Below are 2,677 nucleotides of genomic sequence, written 5' to 3'. Positions count from 1 at the left end.
GCACACCGAGCTCCCCGCGCAGAATCTTGGCGACCCGCGTAGCCTCTTTCAGATCGAGCCCGAGTTTGTCTGGTTCCCGCGTGTGACCGTGCCGCTCAAAGCGGGCGACTGCACGTTCCATCACGGGCGCTGCGCTCACATGGCGACCCCCAACTTCACCGACGATCCCCGGATAGCGCATATCGTCATCTTCATGGAACCCTCGACGACTTATGATGGCAAGGGCCACGTCGTCACAGATCCGCTGAAGCTAGCCATCGGGGAGCCTATCGCAGGCGAGCTCTTCCCCGAGGTCTAACCCCTTCGTATAGCTGTACTCAAAAGGTGCCCAGTCACGGCGCTGTCGCCGTGGGGGAGGTTCCCCACCCGCCGCCCACAATGCCAAATCGGATCATGCGCGGATTGTACCTTGGACGGAAATCGTCCTACTATGGGGCGCTTCGCGCCGCCTCCCTCGTACCTCGGTCGGGATCTAGATCCGTTTCTCCCGCACAGCCCAACCGATCGCCGGACGAATTGCCAGCGTCTCGGGGTCTTGCGCCACACCAATAAAGCCTGCGATAAGTTCCATAGATTGCTCCGAGGTCAGATATTTCCAACAAAAAGGAGCCGTAGAGATGCCTGAGAGAACTTCATCAGAGGTCATTCCTTGCCACTCCGAAAGCGTCCCAAGGTGCGGATTTCGATAATAACTTGTGCGTGCGGCAGGAACCGAGACGCCATTGATCATTTGCATCATCAGCCCACGGGCTTCTTCGATGCGACCTTCGGCCTTCGCTTTTTCCATGGCTTTCTCAACTTCCCTGAGTGGGCTTGGCGAAGCTGCCTGGCGCAGAGAGTGGAGCCACTGCCATATGCCTCGCAGACTACGCTGCTTGGCTTTTCCCCCTCCCAGATAGGGGAAAAAAGCGGTTAAGTGCCCCGTGATAGAGGTACCGCCACTCCCTGCATTCCATTTATAGAAGTTCTGCCAGAAGGTCTCGTCGCTCTCCCCTCGGCTGGCTGCGACAAACTGATCCAGGACAGGTAGTAAGTGCACCATCCACCATCCTAGCTTATAGGTCTCCAGCCGCGCTGCACAAGCACGAAGCTGTTGCCAGTCCTCGGGAGTTCCTTCGAGCACAAAGCTGGGAATGCCACACATTGTATTGAGCTTGTAAGTAAAGTAGCCCTGCATGGCATCTAGAAGAGTCACTTCAAAAGCCGCTTTCTCGACGATACCTGTCGTAGAGAACGTGGGGACAAGAGTGTCGTGTGCTTGATCACCAATATGAGTACGAATCTGCTGAGAAAACTCCGCAAACACCTCCTCCCAGTCGTTGCCTACAAAGCCTTTCACAAACTCATCGCGGTGCACTTCCAGAGCCACTTTACCTTTATGGCTAACAAACTTCCCTCGGAGTGCTCCCGTGTGCTCTTGGATGTGGATGGCAAAGCCTTGCACGATGAGTAGCCAGATCATATCCGGGGAGAGAACGAGGGGGTAGTGGCGCATAAAGGCAGTATTTGCCGCCGCGATAAAGCCGTGTGCATAACCCCCAGACTCGGGGTTAAGCAGTGCTTTTGTCTCACGCGAATAGGCTTCAAGCTGCGAGTCGCCCAGCGCGTGCTTCAGCGCGGTTTCGTAGGGAACTGCGGGCAGTGGCTCTGTGGCGGGCGTGACAGGGTTGCCAGGAATGACGCGTGGCGTGGAAGTGAGAACAGCCATGGGAAATTATACCAAGCTCAGATAAGTTGACACCGCAGGGCAGATTGTGTACCCTGTGCCTATGCCACAGCCGCCTCTTTACAACGACAATGTCGCCGCCTCGAACCCACTCCGCACCGAGCAGGCCCGTGAGCTAGAGCGCTATATCGAGCACCTCAAGACCGAAAAGAGCCGCCGGATCTCGGATATCAAGAAGCTCCGCCAGCGCTTTGCCGAGAGCATTGGCTGGCCACCGCCGGGCAAGCCTGATCCAAAAGAGCAAGCTAGCTTCACGCAGATCGGGGTAGACAGCCTGGGCGTTTATTATCGCGCGATGATTCCGGTGCTGCCTGGCGTGCACGCCGAGGGAATCTATATCACGCCCAAGAGTGCAAAAGGCCGAGTGCCGCTGGTGATCTCGATGCACGGGGGTGGGGGCTCGCCCGAGGTGGCGCTCTTTAATGGCGGCGGCAACTACCACGACATGGTGCGTGGTGGGGTCAAGAATGGCTACGCGGTCTTCGCACCCCAGCATCTCTTCCGCGCCGACGGCTTCCCCGGGGATATCCGCAACCGCACCGACGAGCGCCTGAAGCTGGTAGGAACAAGCCTCACGGCGGTGGAGATCGCCAAGATCACGCGCAGCTTAGATGTCTTGCTGAAGCGCCCCGAAATTGACCCGAAGCGGGTCACGATGGTCGGGCTCTCTTACGGGGGCTACTACGCGCTGGTGGCTCCCGCGCTTGAGCCGCGCATCAAAGTGGCGGTTTCGAGCTGCTACTTCGGTGTCCAAGAGTGGCGCTACGAGCACGACGAACTCTCCGTCCCCTCGGATTTTCGCTTCCCAGATCGCTTCACCCAGCTCCTCGACTCGGACTGAGTGGCTCTGAACTGTCCGCGGCCTCTACTGATTCATGCGGGCAAGGGCGACGACGAAGCTCATCGCGCGGGTGGCGTCAAGCTGGCCCCAGCATCGGCGGAGCACTACAA

At 58.3% G+C, this 2,677-nt stretch carries 3 protein-coding genes; 2 read left to right on the top strand and 1 reads right to left on the bottom strand.

Translation table 11 applies throughout. The features are described 5' to 3' along the window. The coding region (locus RMO15_RS30415) for a phytanoyl-CoA dioxygenase family protein (RefSeq protein ID WP_309722095.1) at nt 1-298 on the top strand (298 nt) is incomplete at its 5' end. Nucleotides 299-472: 174 nt separating this feature from the next. Here RMO15_RS30415 and RMO15_RS30410 read toward each other — a convergent pair. After that, the gene (locus tag RMO15_RS30410; RefSeq protein ID WP_309722092.1) at nt 473-1,708 is read right to left on the bottom strand and encodes a DUF4419 domain-containing protein; all 1,236 of its coding nucleotides are present in this window, start codon (nt 1,706-1,708) and stop codon (nt 473-475) included. Nucleotides 1,709-1,769: 61 nt separating this feature from the next. On the opposite strand from RMO15_RS30410, the gene RMO15_RS30405 reads away from it, so the two are divergent. Further along, entirely contained in the window at nt 1,770-2,567 is a 798-nt protein-coding gene (locus tag RMO15_RS30405; RefSeq protein WP_309722089.1) for an acetylxylan esterase, read from the top strand. Nucleotides 2,568-2,677: the final 110 nt, after the last annotated feature.

The organism is Armatimonas sp. (genome assembly GCF_031410135.1).
Lineage (GTDB): Bacteria > Armatimonadota > Armatimonadia > Armatimonadales > Armatimonadaceae > Armatimonas.
The sequence above is the reverse complement of the archived record's forward strand: the minus strand, read 5'-3'. Positions and strand labels throughout refer to the sequence as shown.